At 69.4% G+C, this 14,427-nt stretch carries 16 protein-coding genes; 9 read left to right on the top strand and 7 right to left on the bottom strand.

Annotated elements, in window-relative coordinates; all coding sequences use genetic code 11:
* Positions 1-158: 158 nt before the first annotated feature.
* On the bottom strand, positions 159-692 hold the full coding sequence (locus ACFWYW_RS46695; RefSeq protein ID WP_379641288.1) for a hypothetical protein: 534 nt from the start codon (positions 690-692) through the stop codon (positions 159-161).
* A 174-nt stretch (positions 693-866) separates the two neighbouring features.
* Complete coding sequence (locus ACFWYW_RS46690; protein ID WP_379621663.1) at positions 867-1,646, bottom strand: SAM-dependent methyltransferase; 780 nt, start codon at positions 1,644-1,646, stop codon at positions 867-869.
* A gap of 830 nt (positions 1,647-2,476) precedes the next feature.
* Between ACFWYW_RS46690 and ACFWYW_RS46685 the strand changes: the two genes are divergently transcribed.
* The 3 genes from ACFWYW_RS46685 (at position 2,477) to ACFWYW_RS46675 (ending at position 4,609) form a co-directional block, all read left to right on the top strand.
* Positions 2,477-3,430, top strand: coding sequence for a hypothetical protein (locus ACFWYW_RS46685; protein ID WP_379641287.1), 954 nt, complete (start codon positions 2,477-2,479; stop codon positions 3,428-3,430).
* A gap of 9 nt (positions 3,431-3,439) precedes the next feature.
* Positions 3,440-3,997, top strand: coding sequence for a GNAT family N-acetyltransferase (locus ACFWYW_RS46680; protein ID WP_379621667.1), 558 nt, complete (start codon positions 3,440-3,442; stop codon positions 3,995-3,997).
* A 186-nt stretch (positions 3,998-4,183) separates the two neighbouring features.
* Positions 4,184-4,609, top strand: coding sequence for a GntR family transcriptional regulator (locus tag ACFWYW_RS46675; RefSeq protein WP_379621669.1), 426 nt, complete (start codon positions 4,184-4,186; stop codon positions 4,607-4,609).
* A gap of 6 nt (positions 4,610-4,615) precedes the next feature.
* Here the strand turns inward: ACFWYW_RS46675 and ACFWYW_RS46670 are convergent, their stop codons facing one another.
* Positions 4,616-5,224 carry a hypothetical protein gene (locus ACFWYW_RS46670; protein WP_379621671.1) on the bottom strand — a complete coding sequence of 203 codons (609 nt, stop codon included), beginning with the start codon at positions 5,222-5,224 and terminating at the stop codon, positions 4,616-4,618.
* Between the two features lie 132 nt (positions 5,225-5,356).
* On the opposite strand from ACFWYW_RS46670, the gene ACFWYW_RS46665 reads away from it, so the two are divergent.
* The 4 genes from ACFWYW_RS46665 (at position 5,357) to ACFWYW_RS46650 (ending at position 9,371) form a co-directional block, all read left to right on the top strand.
* Positions 5,357-5,647 (top strand): hypothetical protein, encoded by a 291-nt coding sequence (locus ACFWYW_RS46665; protein ID WP_379621674.1) that lies wholly within the window; start codon positions 5,357-5,359, stop codon positions 5,645-5,647.
* Between the two features lie 316 nt (positions 5,648-5,963).
* Positions 5,964-7,985, top strand: coding sequence for a hypothetical protein (locus ACFWYW_RS46660; protein WP_379621675.1), 2,022 nt, complete (start codon positions 5,964-5,966; stop codon positions 7,983-7,985).
* Positions 7,978-8,580 carry a hypothetical protein gene (locus tag ACFWYW_RS46655; protein ID WP_379621677.1) on the top strand — a complete coding sequence of 201 codons (603 nt, stop codon included), beginning with the start codon at positions 7,978-7,980 and terminating at the stop codon, positions 8,578-8,580. Before ACFWYW_RS46660 ends, ACFWYW_RS46655 begins: the two co-directional genes overlap by 8 nt.
* Before the next feature lie 143 nt (positions 8,581-8,723).
* Positions 8,724-9,371 carry a helix-turn-helix domain-containing protein gene (locus ACFWYW_RS46650; protein WP_379621679.1) on the top strand — a complete coding sequence of 216 codons (648 nt, stop codon included), beginning with the start codon at positions 8,724-8,726 and terminating at the stop codon, positions 9,369-9,371.
* Here the strand turns inward: ACFWYW_RS46650 and ACFWYW_RS46645 are convergent.
* The 4 genes from ACFWYW_RS46645 to ACFWYW_RS46630 all read right to left on the bottom strand — a co-directional run bounded on the left by ACFWYW_RS46645 (position 9,368) and on the right by ACFWYW_RS46630 (position 12,954).
* A complete protein-coding gene (locus ACFWYW_RS46645) occupies positions 9,368-10,528 on the bottom strand; it encodes a hypothetical protein (RefSeq protein WP_379621681.1) in 1,161 nt (386 codons plus the stop codon). The genes ACFWYW_RS46650 and ACFWYW_RS46645 overlap by 4 nt on opposite strands.
* A 163-nt stretch (positions 10,529-10,691) precedes the next feature.
* Positions 10,692-11,987: a hypothetical protein gene (locus ACFWYW_RS46640; protein ID WP_379621683.1), complete on the bottom strand. Its 1,296-nt coding sequence runs from the start codon at positions 11,985-11,987 to the stop codon at positions 10,692-10,694.
* A gap of 118 nt (positions 11,988-12,105) precedes the next feature.
* Positions 12,106-12,252: a hypothetical protein gene (locus tag ACFWYW_RS46635; RefSeq protein WP_379621685.1), complete on the bottom strand. Its 147-nt coding sequence runs from the start codon at positions 12,250-12,252 to the stop codon at positions 12,106-12,108.
* A gap of 252 nt (positions 12,253-12,504) precedes the next feature.
* A complete protein-coding gene (locus ACFWYW_RS46630) occupies positions 12,505-12,954 on the bottom strand; it encodes a hypothetical protein (protein WP_379621687.1) in 450 nt (149 codons plus the stop codon).
* 118 nt (positions 12,955-13,072) lie between these two features.
* Here ACFWYW_RS46630 and ACFWYW_RS46625 point away from each other — a divergent pair, with 118 nt between their 5' ends.
* Complete coding sequence (locus ACFWYW_RS46625) at positions 13,073-13,795, top strand: hypothetical protein (RefSeq protein WP_379621689.1); 723 nt, start codon at positions 13,073-13,075, stop codon at positions 13,793-13,795.
* Between the two features lie 69 nt (positions 13,796-13,864).
* Positions 13,865-14,425 carry a hypothetical protein gene (locus ACFWYW_RS46620; protein WP_379621691.1) on the top strand — a complete coding sequence of 187 codons (561 nt, stop codon included), beginning with the start codon at positions 13,865-13,867 and terminating at the stop codon, positions 14,423-14,425.
* Positions 14,426-14,427 lie beyond the last annotated feature (2 nt).

Raw genomic sequence — 14,427 nt, 5'->3', positions numbered from 1 at the left:
GTTGAGCGTGACAGGGGGCGGGGGTGGCGGGCCGAGCTGTCTATCGAGGCTGTGCTCGGGCTCGGCCCGCCGTACGGCCAGACAAACGCCGCCCACGAGGAGGCTGTCCGGCCGTGACCGGTCAGAGCGGCGGCTGCGCGCCGCGCTCTGACCGGGGCCTAGTTGTAGTCGCGGAGACCGCGGCACCTTCCGGTGTCGGCCGCCCGCACCCCCACGGGGGGGGCGGCCCGGGGGGGGTGCTCAACCTCCCCGGCCGGGGCTGGTTCCCGCGGGGAGGGGGCGCACGGGGGGTGCTGGGGGGGGGGGGGGGCGGCGCGCCGCGCGCGGCGGGGGGCTTTGTGGTCGGCGCGGCCCCCGCGCCCCCTGCGGGGGCCGCCCGCCCCCCCCCCCCGGGGGCGGGCGCCCGGCAGGTGGATCTCACCGTCCACGGCCGTGCAGGATCCCGTCGTGGACGGCGAGCTCGTGGAGAGCTGGCCGAGGGCGGCGACGGCGGCCGCCGCCTTCTCGCGCAGCTTCGGGTCGACGTCGAGGATGCGACGCCATAGCCTGCGCACGGTCTCGGCCTCCACGAGGAGGACGGCGGCGTCGTAGAGCGGGTATCCCACGTAGAGCCCGTTGTGCGGCTCCGGCATCACCCGCCAGCGCTGGCCGCACCAGCGTTCGAGGTCGTGCGTCAGGTGCTGCGCGCTCATGGTGGGGCCTCCTCGGGAGTTCAGGGGTCAAGGGGTTGAGGGGTGGCGGGCCGGCTTGCCTATGGGAGCGTGCTCGGCCCGCCGAGCGGCCGGACCCGGATTGGTCCCTCCGGGGTTCTCCTGATCCGTCCGCATAACCGGATCGGGAACGCGCCCCGCCCCCGATCCGGTCGCCTAGCTGCCGGGCCCGCCGCCGCTGAACCTTGCCATTGCGGCGAGGAACTGGGCGTCGCCGACATCGAGTTCCAGCGGGGGATCCGGCCGCCACTTGGACGCCTCGACCAGGCCAGGCTCCTCGATGTCGAGCCCTTCCAAGAGCTTGAGGATCGCGGCGGAGCTGAACGGGTAGATCGGTGCCAGCTGGGCGTAAAGCTTGAGAGCTTTGGCTCTGACCTCCGCAGACAGCAGGTCGTCACAGGCGACGGAGAGAATCAGGAACCCTGACTCGAAAGCGGCCAGGTATTCGCGCACAATGTCGCGCGGGTCCAGGTCATCGGGCCAGAAATGGACCAGCGCAGCCATGATGATCGCGGTCGGCTGCGTGAAGTCCAGCAACTCGCCGGACGCCGCCACCACCCGCGGCACGTCGAGGGCGTCGGCCTCCACGCAGGCGGTGTATCCCGGTACGGCGAAGATCGCCCGCGCGTTCGCCATCACGGACGGGTCGTTGTCCACGTAGACGACCCGGGCATCCGACTGATGCCGGCGCGCGCTGCTAAGGACGGTACGGCCGCCGGGTCCCGGAAGACCACATCCCAGGTCAAGGAATTGGCGGACGCCGGCGTCGGCGGCGGCCTCCACCGCGCGGTGCACGAAGGCGGCGTTCGCCTTGGCCGCAACGGGCAGCTTCGGCAGCAGCGCGCACAGTTCGTCGAGCACCCTGCGGCTCCCGAGCGCGTCCTTGCCGCCCACCAGGTGGTTGTAGCCGCGGGCGGAACCCGCCCTGACGATCATGGGCGAGTCCGGTGCGCGATCGGATGGCATAAGAACCTCAGCAGATCGGGGCCGCCCAGGCGGCCCTGCGATTTCGGTTGACGCTCAGTAAACGCCGCTCGTATGCCGTCAGTCACCGGGCTCCCGTACATATTTCCTATGTACGGCCGCGACCCCCTGACCTGCGCTTCTACGGCGTGGGGCAGCGGTTCTATGTATAGAGACGAGTCGCCGCCCGAAATGCGTGGTTGCCGAACCCGACCCTCAGCCCTGACTCTGCATATAGATCCTCGGTTGGGAGCGTCATGACCCAAGAAGTTCACCGACGACAGGTAAACCGCTTACGAGCGCAGATGATCAGCCACGGCCGACCTGTTGCGGCGATCGCGATCGAGATGCGGATCAAGTTCGGGCTGACACCGTTGGCCGCCTACCGGTTGGCGCTGGGCCTGTCCCAGAGCGACGTGGTAGAGCGCTACCGGGAATGGGGATCCGGGCCCTTCGTCGACCAGGCGCTCCTGTCACGGTTCGAGTCATGGCCGATCGGCGGCAAAGCGCCACAGGCCACGCACATCATGACGCTCGCGACCATCTACCAGACCGCACCGCTTGAGCTCCTCGACACCGAGGCGCTTACCCGTCTGGGCGAAACCGAGCGTGAGGTCCTCATCCGCTGCAACCCGGGGTACGCCGTCGCGTCCCACGTTCCAGCCAGTGAGGTTCTCGCATCCCCCGCACATGCACCGGCACGACCTCTGGTACGGCCAGCAGCATCCAATGATTCCCTGCAGGAGGTAGTCGAAGTGGCCGCACGCAGAGCCCGTAGATTTATCACTCTTCAAAGCAGCAACGTGGGACCCGAGACGTTGCCGCAGTTGCTCGACGACGTGTCGAGGGTCGCCCAGCACTATCCGCGAGTCCCTCTGGTTGAGCTGCTGCCGGAGCTGTCGGAGTTGCAGGACATGACGCACACCCTCCTGGAGGGGCGGCAACCTCCCGGCGAGACCAGCAGTCTGTATCTGCTCGCCGGCGTCATCGGCGGCCTGATGGCCAAGGCGTCGCACGACACCGGTGACGCGCACGCCGCCATGACGCAGGCCCGGTCCGCTTTCATGTGCGCCGAGCGCATCGGGCACGACGGGCTGGCCGCCTGGATCCGCACACTCCAGTCGATGATCGCCTACTGGTCGGGGCGGCCGCACGAAGCAGCACGGTATGTCGAGGACGGGGCGAGACTGGCCGCCGGCGTCGACGGGACCGTCAAGGTGTGGGTCGCAGCCCAGCACGCCCGCGTCCTCGGCGTGCTCGGCGACCACGAGGGCGTGGCGGCCGCCGTCCACAGCGCCGTCGATGTCCGCGACCAGGTACGCGAAGACGACCTCGACCGCCTCGGCGGCATCCTGACGTTCCCCCAGGCGCGGCAGGACTACTACGCCGCCGACGCCAACGTGTGGATCCCTGGCAACGAGCAGCAGACCATCCAGGCGGCCACCGAGGCGATCAACGCCTACGCGCAGGCCGCGCCAGAGGACCACTCCTTCTCCGACGAGGCAGGGGCCCGGTGCGACCTGGCGGTGGCCAGAGTCAGCCTGGGTGAGCTCGATGGAGCCGCCGAGGCGCTCGACCCCGTCCTTGACCTGCCGGTGGGGCAGCGAATCGAGGGCATAGCCGCGAGCATGCACCGCGTGCACGCCGCTCTTCGCGGCCCGCAGTACCGCGGGGCGCCGCTGGCCAGAGACATACAGGTCCAGATCGAGGGATTCACCGCGCTCCCGTCGCAGGCGGCGCTGCCGCCCGGTCGTTAGAGTCCCCGCATGTATCCCGTAGAAGTCACCTCAGGCAGGCTCGGCCTGCGCGAGTTCCAGGCCGACGATGTGGACGCGGTCCTGGCCATCTATGGCGACCCGGCTGTGGCTGAACACATGAGCTTCGAGCCGCGCAACCGGGAGCAGGTCGAGGCCACCATCTCGGCCGTCACCAAGGCGGCTTTGGAAGAGCCGCGGCTGGAGTACTCCCTCGCCGGCGTCCTGCCGGACGGCGAGCTGGTGGCGTACACGCGGCTCGCGATCGACACCCAGCATCCTGACCAAAGCTCCGGCCAGGTCGGGATGGCGTTCCGGCACGACCAGTGGGGGCACGGCCTCGGCTCCGAAGCGCTCCGGCTCCTGATGCGGTTGGCGTTCGACGAACTGGGCCTCTACCGCGTGTGGGGTGCCCGCAGCCCGCTGAACACGGCGTCGGCTCGCATGATGGCCAAGCTCGACATGGTCGAGGAGGGCACCATCCGCGGCCACATCAAGGTCCGTGGCGCGTGGCGCGACTCTGTCGTGCACTCGCTGCTGGCACCCGAGTGGAGTGACGGCCCGCGTTGAACGTGGCTGCCCGGGAGCATCCGTTTCGGCCCCACCGCGCGGCATGCTCCCGGGCACACGAAGCCCGCCGATCCAGAGCTGTCCCTGGTGTGAATACGCGCGGCGGCTAGCGTGCCAGCAGCGTAGAGCCTATGACCCTAGGGTCACAAGATGGAGGTGCCTGGGTGCCTAGGATCATAAGTTCTCATGATCGACTTCGGGGCGGACCGGCCAGTGCACAAGCAGCTGGCCGACCTGGTCCGCGCCGACATCGCCGCCGGCCGGTTGCAGCCGGGAGACCTGCTTCCGTCCGAGTCTCGGCTGGTCCAGATCCACGGCGTCGGCCAGATGGCCGTACGGCAGGCCCTGCGGGTGCTGCGCGGTGAGGGCCTCATCGTGACCATCAAGGGGCGCGGGTCGCAGGTGGCAGGCGGGCCGCGCGAGCCGTACCCGGTCGAGCCTGGCTCCACCATCGTGTTCCGCATGCCGTCCCCTGATGAGCGCGCCCAGCTCGGCGGCGTCCCCGAGGGCGTGCCGGTCGCCGAGATCCGGCCGCCGGGGAAGGGCCGGCACCGGAAGCTGATTCGTGGGGACCGCTACACCTTGGAGATCCCAGAAGGGCCGGACGCGTGATCGCGGCTACTCGTCGTCTGGGTCGGCGGGGTACAGGATGTCGAACGCCTTCCCGGCCATGAAGGACGCGCCCATCGCGGCCACCCAAGGGTTCAGGCCGGACGCGGTGATGAGGACGTCGGCCTGCTCGTAGTTCATGAGGCCAATGGCGGTCAGCGCTATCCAGACGTAGATGAAGACCTCAGCTTGAGTGAGTAGGCGCTTCTGGGCGCGGCTCAGGCCCTTTCTCGTCTCCGCGAGACTTGTTTCCCTCGTGACCAGGATGGTGTCCTCCGCCATGCCGCTGTCGTTGATGATCGTGACAGTCGGCGCGTAGACGGTGGCTTTGACAATGATCGGGGGTAGATCCACGAAAGCGTCTATGCGGCGCTTGGCGTGCGGCAGGACCTGCGGCAGCGAATCAGGGTTCGCCACGAGGGCGTCCAGAACGCCGCGGGCACGGTCGAGGATGCCGGGAAGGTCAGGGAATTCCCCACGCTTCACGTCGAAAAGGCTCAGCTCAAGGGCGTTCAGCAGTTCCTCGCGCGCCTGCTGCTCAGCCGGGCTGGCTGGTGATGGGATGAGCTGAGCCATGATCTTCTCGATGAGGCTCGGAGGCTCCTCAGTGGTGCTCACCCTCCGGACCATAGCGATTCTCGTCCCAGGGATGCGTTGTTCGTTCTGTGATTGGTGGTTTCTGAGTCACGATGTGCGACACGCCGAGAGAATCTGCCGCCCTGACTCTGAATCAGGGTATGGTCCGTGACCATGAGTGGACACGTGAAGCCTGGACCGCAGCCCAAAGGCGGCAAGCGGCACAGCGTCCGTTTTAAGCATGTGGACCTCCTCGAGCTGTGGGAGCAGCTCGGGTTTGCGTCCTTCAGCGACTACGTGGACTTCACGTTCTCCCTGGCCCACGGCCGGTGGGAGGACTTCGGGTTCAAGACCGCTGACGAGGCTGCGGACTACCTCCTGGGCCTCGCCCGCGGAGTGAGAGTGTCGCCGCCGCACCTGCGGCGTGAGCCTGCCACGCCACTCTTCGAGACTGCTGCCGCTTAGCCGTTCGTACGGCTGACGCCGAGAGGAGATATGCCGCCGTAGCCCGGCGGATCTACCTGAAAACCACGAAGGCCCCTGCGCTGTCAACCGCCAAGCTGCTGCGCAAGGACCTTCGAAAGGGCAACCGGATCCCGGCGGGCTTTCGCATGCCTGGAGGCCGGTTCACCAGAAGCTAGGAGCCACGATAACCGACTGGCCCCCGGCTCTGCCAGTCATGCCCAACATGCGCGTGTCGCAATCGGGTGATTCTGGCGTTGCCGTCACGGACAACCTCATAACGCAGCCGAACCATTCCCTGCGCTCGGCTGGACACCTGTTGCTGGACGCGGCCCGCACGTGGGAGCTGTGCGCTCCCCGGCTGGGCGCCCGCGACACGGTCAAGGTCGCCCGCTCCGGGAAGGCCCGCGGGTTCGGCGGCTGGCTCGAGCTGCCGCTGAATCGGCGCCTGCCGGCGTTCACCGCCGCGGTGTTCATCTACCACCACGACATGACCCGGCTCCTCGTCGGCGACTTCGACCCGAAGACAGCGTCGGCCGCTGGCGCTGCCGACCCGGTCGCGTTCGTCGAGGCTGAGGCCGCGGACATGGCCGCCCTCATCGCGGCGTGTGGCGGGGACTGCTTCACCGACGTCAACCCGGTCACCGGTGGCCGCCACGTCTACGTGCTGTGGAAGCGGAAGCTCTACTACCCGGAGATGCTCCCGATCGTCGAGGCCCTCGCCAAGCGGTACCAGTCGTTCGACCCGAAGCCGATGAAGAACCGCAAGGTGGGCTTGGTCATCCCGCCCGGAGCGTGGGTGGCCACCGACGAGTTCCGGCGGCTGACCGACGAGCCCGCCTACGTCGACTGGGTGCTGGACAACCCCTGCGGGCCGCACGTGTGGGACGCGCTGATGGACGCGCTCACCCCCGAGCTGGAGGCGCTCGAGGCCGATCAGGAGCGAGCCGTGGAGATCGCGGCCGCGGGCGTGGCGTCAGCCGTACCGCTCTCGGGCGGGCAACTGGCCGAGGCCGGGCAGTCGGCGGCGTGGACCGTCCGCGACGACGAGCGGGGTGTGAAGTGGCTCCCCCGGCCCGGCGGCCGCCTCCCCGCGCTCTCTCCCCGCATGGAGCACATCGCCCGCACCGGCCAATACCGGCAGGGCAAAGGGCCGGGCGAGTACGTGTCGAACTCCGATGCCCGCCAGGCGGTGATCGCCGGCGCAGTCTCCTGCGGCTGGCAGCTCGCCGACGTCACCGCCCGCCTCACGTCCGGCCGGTGGCCGGGCCTGGCCGACTTCTACAGCCGATACCGGGACGAGCAGGGCCGCATCGACGCGCTTCGCAACGACTGGGAAAACGCCGCCCACCACCTTGCGGGGCGCGAGCTTGGACGTGAGATCCACACAAGGGGGAAAACACACGGCGGGGCGACCGAGCTCCTCTTGGCGGGGCTGCCCGTGCAGGTCAAACATCCGACCTCGCCCATGGAACCTACGGCGGCGCTGCGGGAAACCCGGCGATGGCACTCCGCGTTCGAGGCCGCAGCCAGGAAGAGGTGGACGGGCGCGCACGGGATCACCCTCCGGAGGGTATTGGCGGCCGCGCTGAAAGCCGCCCAGCTTGCCCGTTCGATGGTGATCGGGTTCGGAGTTCGAGAGCTGGCCCTGCTGAGCTGCTTGGACTACTCGACCGTCGCGAAGGCACTGCGCGAGCTGAGGGAGGAGCGTGACCCGTTCCTCGTCCTGGTCCTGGAGAGCTGGCAGGAGCGAGCCGACATCTACCAGCTGGTCATCCCGGACGCCTACGCCGAGGCGGCCGCGTGGCGTCGCTGGCAGCCCGGCAAGCTCGGCGGCATCCACCCCGTCTTCCGAGAACTCGGCGGCCCGGCCGCGCTCGTGTACGAGCGGCTGTCGAGCGAACCGACGCGGAAGACGGACCTGCCGCTCCTCACCGGAGTCGCGTCAACGGCGTGCGGGACGGCGCTGCGCAGGCTGGCCGAGGAGGGCCTGGCCGTCCGGGCGCCGGAAGGCTGGGTGCGCGGGCCGGCTGACCCGACCGACGTCGCCGAACGGCTCGGCGTCTACGAGGAGATCAAGCGGATCAAGAAGCGATACGCCGAAGATCGAAACCTGTGGAGGAAATGGCTGGAGATCCTGGAGGTACTGGCCCCGGAGTTCGACCGCGAGGACTGGTCGTTCCCTCCCGAGGTGATGGAGACGCTCGGGACGCCGGACTGGCTGATCACCGAGCCGACCGGACCGCCGGACCCCGGCGGGTTTCTGAATGCGCCTGCCCGGATAGCGGCGGCCGGTATCGAAGATGTTTTCGATACCGGGCTACGATCGGGGGATGCCTGAGCAGCCTGACCTCGAGCCGCAGCCGGTGAAGATCCCACCGGATGGAGCTGGCTATGTTCACCGCCTGCGGATGGTCGACGGCGAGCCCGAGGCGCTGGTGACCTGGGTTGAGGACATCCGGGAGGGGTTCATCGGCGGGCTGAAGGAGCACCAGGAGTGGATGCCGCTGCTCGCCCTGGAACGGTTCGACGACGTCGACTACACGCGCCTGCCCTGGGACGCCCCACCCGCGCCGGCGGCCGCGGACGCGGCGGCTCTGCCGGACGCATGGCCACCGGACGTGCCGGCGCCCGGCGCTGACGGCTGGCCGGACAAGGCGATCGACTGGCTGCTGGAAGCGATGCCGCCGGACTACCGCAAACACCGCGCTGTGCTGGCCAAGCACCCGGTGCAGTTGGCCCGCTCCGCGTACGAGCACGCCGTCCGCGCCCGCAACGCCATGCAGGAGAGCTACCGCGGCGCCGCCGTCGACCTGCGCGACCAGCTGCCGCCGGAGGCGATCACCAAAGTCCTCGACGTGCATCGCGCCGAACTCGCCCGCCTGGCCGAGCTGCAGCAGGCGATCGAGCACGTCGGCCGAGCCCTGCTGCCCTGAGCCAAGGTCCGTAAGAAACGTGTCGTGGGCCCCAAACGAGCCACGGGATGACGTGAGCGGTCAACCCCTGTTGTGCGACATGTCCAAGATCGTCTAGGGTGAGCCCTTCCGCCGTAGGCAGACGAGGCCAAGGGGGCCGCCGCGTGCCGAAGCGCCACCCAGCACAACCCGACGACTGGCCCGTCACCTATACCCGTACCGTCGCCAGGAACGTCCGCGCCCACCGCGAAGATCGCCGCATGTCCGTGCAGGCGTTGGCCGACCGCTGCACGGCCCTGGGCTACCCGCTCGAGCGCACGAACCTGTACAAGCTGGAGTCCGGCGGCCGTGCGTCCATGTCGGTCGCCGAGCTGCTCGTGCTGGCCCGCGCGCTCAACACCCCGCCCATGCTGCTGCTTGTCCCGCTCGACGGCGACGACCAGGTGGAGATCCTCCCCGGCGTCGAGGCGCCCGTGACCGACGCGGCCGCATGGATCGACGGCACCGCGCCGGCCCCCGACGCCGATGACAGCGAAGTGGGCGCCGACCGCCGCGATGCGCTGCGTCTGCTACGCGATCACCACCAGGCCGTCCGCGAGTGGCAGTCCCGGACGAGGGCGGCGGCCATCGCGCGCGACCGCGCGGCTGACGATGGCGATCAGCACCAGCGGGCTTGGCGCGAGGCCTCCCGCGAGCACGTCGACCGCGCGGACCGGGCGGCCGAGCGCGTGGAGTTCCTGCGTGACGGCATGCGGGTGCGCGGGCTATCCCTGCCTGACCTGCCGCCCGGACTGATCCACCTGGAGTCTTAGGGCACAGCTGTCGGGCGCGGCCGGTCGTAGGTGAGTTCCCATGCGCGGCTGCCGCGCACCATGAGGTCCAGGTTGGGATCGTCGAGGGTCCGGGGGCCGATGAGCAGAGCGCGCTCATCGAGCAGCGCCCCGACGAGCGGCCAGGCCATCCAGGCACCCCAGCGCTGGACGTCGGCTGCTGATCCCTGCGCGGCCGCGCCCAGGATGCCGGAGGCGGACGCCTCCATGTCCTTGGCCGACCACGCCAGGGTGGGCTGGTCGGCATGCACGGAGATCGGGATGAGGGTGTCCCACCCCTGGCCAAGGTCGAGGAGCAGCCGCAATTCGCTACGGCGGACGTTCATATCCCATTCCAGATGGATGTACGTGCCGTACAGCCACGGCCCCGTGTGGTCGTCAGGACGTGATTGTGGGATGACCAGGTAGTAGCACGCGCCGGCGAGCTCGCTGAGCAGCTGCTCGCGGGGGATGGCAAGGTCAGTCTCCCGAATGTCGGGCGTCGGGCCGGGAACGGCTTCGCTGGCCACGGCTTCCGATGGCATGACGATGGCCCGGTCCACGAGCTTCCAGTGGGCCACGGCGGCGACCCGGCCGATGTCGGCCGGGTTGGAGAACGCGGAGCGGCCGCCGCTGGTGACGATCGCGTGGGCGGCGCCCATGGGCAGCCAGCACCACTCCGGCCAGTCCAAGGAGGCGGACTGGCCGCGCTCCCCGGCGAACTGCTTCATCTGGGCCAGCGCAGAGGGGTAGCGGGTCCGCAGCTCACGCACGTGACCGGCAACCCTCGTCGCCGCGGCCAGCACCGGGTCGTCGCTCGGCTCGGCCACGGTGGCGTCGGGGCCGCCTGCCTCGCGCATGATGTTGGCGTAGTTCTTGACCCACGCCGTGGCCGCAGCTTCGGGACTCTGGGCCTCGGGACACTCGTACAGGGCCCACACCACGATGGCGTCCTGGGGAAGTTCGACGGCGACGGTGTCGTCCTGGGCGCCGTCCCGCCAGGTGCGCGCCGCCCGCTCGAAGAGGTGGGGCTGGTCGGCGGCCAGCCGGTCGAGCAAGCCGCGGATCTCCGAGTGCGCCTGCGCCTTGGTCATGCCGCCTGGGCCAATGATCGGCTGTCCGAACTCGCCGGCCATCTCCAGTTGCAGGTAGTTCCACATGGGGTGTCATTCTCCGGGGTCGGGCTGGGCTTGGGCGGTGGCGCAGGTCCCGCGCTCACGGCGGTGGGCCCAACCCTGCCCTACGTAGGCTCGGGACGCACGGGGGAAGCGGCATTCCGGGTCGCTCGGGGCACCACGGTGTCCGCGCGGAGCTGGCCCGGGTTCACGCGTGTGAAGGCCACGGGTGGTACTGCAGGGCGTGAGCTCCGTGTGCGTCGGCGAGGTCGTCGTAGCAGCCGGGGCAGGCCGTACCGGTGGAGGCCGACATGAACCCGCCGGCGGCGTACGTGGTGCCGCACCCGTAGCAGTGCGGAACGTCGAGCCCCGGGCATCCCCGGTCCCGGCGTCCGCGGGGCTGGTGCGGCCGCTCGTCCGACCACTGCATGCCCCGGTAGAAGCCCTGAGCGTCCTGCAGCCTGGTGAACGAGGTGGCCTGCCCCATGTCGGGGTCGTTGTCGACGCCTGCCCAGCCCTGCCCTGCGGCTTGGACGGTGACGCCCCATCGCGTGGTGGTGGTGCCGTCCTCCAGCGTGTCGGTGTACTCCAGCAGGTGTGCGCGCAGGCCGGGCGCGATGTTCTTGGCGAACAGCTCCTGCGCGGCGCGGGACGTGGTCTTCAGCCCGGCGACGCGGTCCTGCTCTGCCTGGTGGGCGGCCTGCTCGGCGGCCTTCTTCTCCGCGGCCTTCGCCGCCCGCCGCTCGGCTGCCTTCGCACGCTTCGCCTGCGCGCGCTGCTGCTCAGTCTTCTCAGCCGTCAGGCGCTCCTGCAGCTCCTCCCACGTGTCGAGCGGGGTGATGGTGCAGTTCAGACGCTCGAAGTGTCTGGGCTCCCACCGGCCATCGCCTTCGCGCACCATCACGACCTCGGTCTCACTGAGCCGGGCGACCATGGTGCGGCCGCACAGGGAGCAGACGTCGCCGTCGCGGGCCGAGCGGATCGGGCAGCGCCGGTAGTGTTCCACCTCGGCGTCCTCGCCATGGCCGACGACGTGGCCGACACCCTGGGGGACCCGGGTGTGACACCAGCGGCATTCTCCCGGCTTGTGGTTGGGCCGCTTGGCCTCGTCGATGACGGTGACCTCGCCGCCGGGCGCGGGGTGCGCGTCCAGCAGCGCGGTGATCTTCTTCATGGTGGTCGCGCCGAACGCCGACGTGGCCGCCTTGTAGTGGCGAGACCACAGCTCGGTCAGGCCGTCGCCGGTGACGAGGTGGACGGCGACTTTCGCGTCCTCGACGGCGTAGCGCTGGCCGGTGCGGTGGTGGTTCGCCCAGCCGAGCGTCTTCTTGTCCACCGCGACGATCAGCGTTCCCGGGGTGGCGTCGACGATGTCGCCGGCGTGGAGCCAGGCGCCGATGATCTGGGCTCCGCCTCGCTCGCCGTCGTTGAGGGCGGCGATGGTCTTGCGCCAGCAAGCGGCGGATTTGAGCCCTTCCGGGAGGGGAGGGACGGTGATGTTCATCGTGGTCTCCAGGTTGACCGCCTTTGCGAATCGTGTCGCCTGGCGGATGGCCGTCCAAGGGGGCGAAGGGCGGGTGGTCCCCGCCCCTTGCGGGGCGGGGACCACTTACCTTTCATTTCTAGTTGGGGTTGCCGGTTGCGACGCTGCTACCTGCGCAGCGCTTCCTGGTTCGCGGGTCGTTGTGGGTGATGTACGACCCGACCGGCTCGTTGAAGACCGTGCCGCAGAGCTGGCACTCGCTCTTGCTGGTCTTCTTGTTTGGCATGTTCCCTCCTCTCTTGCCTGGTTGGCCTTCCGGGTGACTAGTCCGGTAGGGCGGATTCGCCAGGGGCCGCAACCCCTCGGCCTTGATTCAAATAATACAGTCTATTTACTTCAAGGGGAAGGGTCTTGGCGCGAAAAGGCCCGCCGACCTCTGGTCGGCGGGCCTTTGGAGCCGCTCCGATGGGTCCGGGTAGTCAGTCCGGAAGAGCGGCCCGAATCCCAACCAGGCAATGGGAAGGGTTGTCAGGAGATCCTACGTGGTGGCCTCGGGCGCGATCTGAGAGATCCGCTGGTGCGAGTAGCCCAGCACGCTGCCCACGTCGCGGGTGGTCCAGCCCCGGCTGCGGAGGAGCTCGGCGGACTTGAGGACTACATCCTGCTCATCCTGCTCGGCGGTCGCCCGAGCGGCTCGGGCCGCTCGAGCGGTCTCCACCGCGCGCGCCTCGTCGGCATCTTCCGGTACCAGCAGCACGCCCACGGTGTCATGCGCCGAGCCCAGCAGCTCGGCCACTCGCTCGAGCGCGTTGTCTCGCGTCTCCGCCCAGGTCTTGCCCTGGATCTGGAGATGCTGCCCGTCCGGAAGGCCGAGCACGTTGGCGGTCCAGAACTTGCCGGTCCGCTTGGTGGGGGCGAGGAAGGTGGGGACGAGGGCCTCGTCCTCGACGGTCGTGTTGGCCGGGGTTGCCTGGTCGTTTCGGTTCATGCAGGCACCGTAGCTCCAACAGCCTGAACTTGTCCACCCTACTAGCCAAAATTTGGCTAGTAGGGTGGACATGAATCGAGGGGCGGGATTGTCAGTGCCGGTCCGTACCTTGAGGCCCATGTCGTCAGAGGCGATCACGCCGCTGTTCGAGGTGGAGGACCCGGCCGACCCAGACACGGCCGCGCGCCTGCTCACCGCCCGCTACGCCAGCGGCGCCGACCGGCAGATGTGGGAGAGCGAGGGCGTCACCCTCCCGCCGGAGCAGGCGGTCCTGGCCGTCCTCGCCGACCCCTCCCCCGGCCGCGACGCGCTCGTCGCCCTCGTCGCACTCGTGCCCCGCGGCCGCCAGGTGTGGGACCTGTACGAGTACATCGGCATGAGCCTCGCCCGCGGCCTCGACGAGCCCGTGCGGTGGGAGACACTCGGGCGCGCCGCCGGCACCAGCAAACAGGCGGCCCAGCAACGGTTCGAGCGCCGGCACCGCGACAGCGCCCGCCTCGAGGCCCGCCGCCCTGACTACGGCCGGCCGCGCCCCTCGCCGCGGGCGTGGCTGGACGAGCACGCCGCCGAACTACGTGCGGCGGCCGCCGTCCTCCTCGCCCACCACGGGGAGCTCATCGCCATCTCCCCCGAGGTCGCTGTGGTCGTACACCGGCTCGGGGTGATCCACTACATGCTCGGCGACGCCGAGGTCCTCGACGGCGTGCGCCAGGCCGTGGCCGCCGTACGGCGAGAGCAGACACAGCGCGAGGACGACCGGTGGGGTCAACTCGTCCTGTCGGAGCGGGCATGGGCCGCCCTCGCCCGGGTGGAGCATCTACTCGGCACGCAGGATTCGTGATCTACACCACCGTGCCCGGCATCCACAGGTATAAGAAAGCTCTGACCGAAGCGAAGGAGGAGCCCGGACATGGACCTCAGCGACCTGTTCGCCGGCCTTGGCGCCGCCACTGGCACGGCCGCCCTCGTCGTCTCGATCTGGTCAGCACGATCAGCCCGCCGTTCGGCAGTCGAAGCGGGCAAACTCCGGCAGATTGAGGCCGACCGGCGCGGCGATGAGATATCCGCTCAGCATGACGGGCTGGCGCCACCACATCCGGGAGCGATCGATGGCTTCCTCAGACCCAATGAGGGCGACCAGGACCTGTGGGGCACCATCAGCTTCCCGCGCGGCTACCGGGTCCGTGCCGAAACTTGGAGCGGCCGCAGCCTCTCCCCCATCAGCCTGCCGAACGTGCTGGAGCCCCACCACGCCTACGAGTTCTACATCGAGAACATGCCCAACGACGGCACCACCCAGCCGACAACCCAGCAGATCCGCTTCCATCTGTGGCCGCCCCTCGTCGGTGACAACGTGCCCATGTGGTCGTGCCCGTGCGGCGTCGCCACCCCGGAGGGCAGCATGAACCCGGGCCACTGGGAACTGCGTGTCCCGCTCAAGTACCTGGATACTGCCCCACGTCTTCATTAAGG

This window comes from Nonomuraea sp. NPDC059023, assembly GCF_042740095.1.
Classification (GTDB): domain Bacteria; phylum Actinomycetota; class Actinomycetes; order Streptosporangiales; family Streptosporangiaceae; genus Nonomuraea.
This window is presented reverse-complemented; position numbering and strand designations above follow the sequence as displayed.

Excerpts from the sequence above, each read along its gene's own strand:
- ACFWYW_RS46695 (WP_379641288.1), bottom strand. The coding sequence starts at position 692 with ATGAGCGCGCAGCACCTGACGCACGACCTCGAACGCTGGTGCGGCCAG.
- ACFWYW_RS46690 (WP_379621663.1), bottom strand. The coding sequence starts at position 1,646 with ATGATCGTCAGGGCGGGTTCCGCCCGCGGCTACAACCACCTGGTGGGC.
- ACFWYW_RS46680 (WP_379621667.1), top strand. The coding sequence starts at position 3,440 with ATGTATCCCGTAGAAGTCACCTCAGGCAGGCTCGGCCTGCGCGAGTTC.
- ACFWYW_RS46675 (WP_379621669.1), top strand. The coding sequence starts at position 4,184 with ATGATCGACTTCGGGGCGGACCGGCCAGTGCACAAGCAGCTGGCCGAC.
- ACFWYW_RS46665 (WP_379621674.1), top strand. The coding sequence starts at position 5,357 with ATGAGTGGACACGTGAAGCCTGGACCGCAGCCCAAAGGCGGCAAGCGG.
- ACFWYW_RS46655 (WP_379621677.1), top strand. The coding sequence starts at position 7,978 with ATGCCTGAGCAGCCTGACCTCGAGCCGCAGCCGGTGAAGATCCCACCG.
- ACFWYW_RS46645 (WP_379621681.1), bottom strand. The coding sequence starts at position 10,528 with ATGTGGAACTACCTGCAACTGGAGATGGCCGGCGAGTTCGGACAGCCG.
- ACFWYW_RS46640 (WP_379621683.1), bottom strand. The coding sequence starts at position 11,987 with ATGAACATCACCGTCCCTCCCCTCCCGGAAGGGCTCAAATCCGCCGCT.
- ACFWYW_RS46635 (WP_379621685.1), bottom strand. The coding sequence starts at position 12,252 with ATGCCAAACAAGAAGACCAGCAAGAGCGAGTGCCAGCTCTGCGGCACG.
- ACFWYW_RS46630 (WP_379621687.1), bottom strand. The coding sequence starts at position 12,954 with ATGAACCGAAACGACCAGGCAACCCCGGCCAACACGACCGTCGAGGAC.
- ACFWYW_RS46625 (WP_379621689.1), top strand. The coding sequence starts at position 13,073 with ATGTCGTCAGAGGCGATCACGCCGCTGTTCGAGGTGGAGGACCCGGCC.
- ACFWYW_RS46620 (WP_379621691.1), top strand. The coding sequence starts at position 13,865 with ATGGACCTCAGCGACCTGTTCGCCGGCCTTGGCGCCGCCACTGGCACG.